Consider the following 2193-nt stretch of genomic DNA (forward strand, 5'->3'; position numbering starts at 1 on the left):
ATAGGGTGGATGTTGTGATCGTGAATTAATCGGGTAGTGCGGAACCTTTTTTTGGCACGACCTCTTGTCGTGAGGCAAGAACTTAGGGTAGTTCTAGGGAGAAGAAAGAGATGCGATCAATTAGTTTTGACGAAAGTTTCGATGTCATCGTTATCGGCGCTGGACACGCGGGCTGCGAAGCCGCATCCGCCGCTGCGCGTATGGGCGCGGAAACGGCTCTGATCACGCTCAGTTTGGATACGATCGGACAGATGTCTTGCAATCCTGCTGTGGGCGGCATCGCCAAGGGGCATCTTGTGCGCGAGATTGATGCTTTGGGCGGTATTATGGGCCGCGTCATTGACCGCACAGGAATACAATTCCGTTTGCTCAATCGCTCACGCGGCCCTGCTGTCCGGGCGCCGCGTGCGCAGGCTGACCGCTTGCTTTATCGCACCGAAATGCGCCGCACTCTTGAAGCTACGCCCAATTTGCATCTGCGGCAAGGATTGGTGATCGATCTGATCGTGGAGGATGGCAAAGTTCGTGGGGTGGAGCTGCAAGATACGCGCCGCTTTCGAGCGAAAGCCGTCGTCGTCGCGACAGGTACTTTTCTCAAGGGGCTCATACACACGGGCAAGCGGACATACACGGCAGGAAGAGCGGGTGAGCCAGCCTCTGTTGAGCTAGCCGAAAGCATCAAAAGGTTGGGGTTTCCCGTCGGGAGACTCAAGACGGGTACGCCGCCGCGCCTTGATGGGCGAACCATAGACTGGTCTGTTTTCGAGCCACAACCAGCGGATGAGCGACCAGTTCCCTTCTCTTTTGCTACACAGAGCATAGATCAGCCGCAGGTCATGTGCTATATCGGCTACACGAACGAGCGCGTGCACCGGACAATTCGCGCCAACATACACGAGTCGCCGCTCTACTCTGGACAGATCAAGGGCGTGGGACCGCGCTATTGCCCGTCCATTGAGGACAAAGTCGTGAAGTTCCCTGACAAGGACAGACACCAGCTCTTCCTCGAGCCGGAAGGATATGACACTTACGAGGTCTATTTGAATGGCTTTTCCACTTCCATGCCCGCGGAGTTGCAGCAAGAGCTGGTGCATCAAGTTGAGGGCTTGGAAGAAGCGCGCATCATCCGACCCGGATATGCCATCGAGTACGATTTCGTCGATCCGCGCGAGCTGACGCCGTTTCTGGAAACGACTCGCGTTCGTGGTCTATTCTTCGCTGGCCAGATCAACGGCACGACGGGTTACGAAGAGGCAGCTTGTCAAGGTTTGATTGCAGGTATCAACGCTGCCCTCTTCGTCCGCGGTGAGCCATTATTCCGGTTGCGTCGGGAAGAGTCCTATATCGGCGTCCTCATAGACGATCTAATCCACTATGGCGTTGATGAGCCATACAGAATGTTTACCTCGCGCTCGGAGAACCGCTTGGCCCTGCGTTACGACACGGCCGATGCTCGACTTGCCCCTTACGGGCGGCGACTGGGGTTGCTCGGCGATGAGGACTGGGAGCGTTTCAACCGACGGCGCGAACGTCTGGCGAAGCTTCGCGCTGTGATCGAAAGCACTCGTTTCAAGCGCTCGGACTCTGTTTACGCTCAACTCGCGCGCCGTTTGAATCAGAATCTCGGCGACGCCATTTCGCTCGCACAGTTAGCTCAACGTCCGAACGTCAACCCGGAGTTGATTTATGATCTGTTGCCAACGGAGACGCGCGTCCAGACGAGTTTGAGCGATCTTGAAACGGTGCTCGCCGACATCATCTATAGCGGCTACATAGACGCGCAGCGCGCGACCAACGAGCGAATTCATCAACACGACTACCTGTGCATTCCACCTGACTTCAACTACCGTGCGATAAGCGGCTTGTCACGCGAAATGGTAGAGCGCTTGGAAAGAGCGCGTCCCGAAACCTTTGGACAGGCGCGACGCATTCCAGGGATGACGCACGGAGCGCTGGCGACGCTTCTCGTTCACTTGAAACTTCGACGCGCCGCGTAGAGCCGCGCCAGATGAAATTGGCATCAAGGGGGTACCCTCAAAGGGTGTGTAAACGGCGAGTGCGGTGTACCCTCCTCCTAGACCAACACCAGGGCTTGGAAGCCCGGAGGAGGAGAGCCACCGCCATGGACCAGCGGACCACGTCGGGGAGCTTGACGTCAAGCCCCACCTGGGAAGGGCTGCACGAGTGGCTCCG

The 2193-nt window shown here is 57.2% G+C and carries 1 protein-coding gene; it reads left to right on the forward strand.

Translation table 11 applies throughout. The features are described from left to right. Positions 1–110: 110 nt before the first annotated feature. On the forward strand, positions 111–1997 hold the full coding sequence (mnmG, locus tag C4334_RS03910) for a tRNA uridine-5-carboxymethylaminomethyl(34) synthesis enzyme MnmG (protein WP_352430774.1): 1887 nt from the start codon (positions 111–113) through the stop codon (positions 1995–1997). Positions 1998–2193: the final 196 nt, after the last annotated feature.

Origin of the sequence: Pyrinomonas sp., from assembly GCF_040289685.1 — a bacterium.
GTDB lineage: Bacteria > Acidobacteriota > Blastocatellia > Pyrinomonadales > Pyrinomonadaceae > Pyrinomonas.

What these genes read in the sequence shown, in the direction of transcription:
- mnmG (WP_352430774.1), top strand. Translation starts at nt 111, where the DNA reads ATGCGATCAATTAGTTTTGACGAAAGTTTCGATGTCATCGTTATCGGC.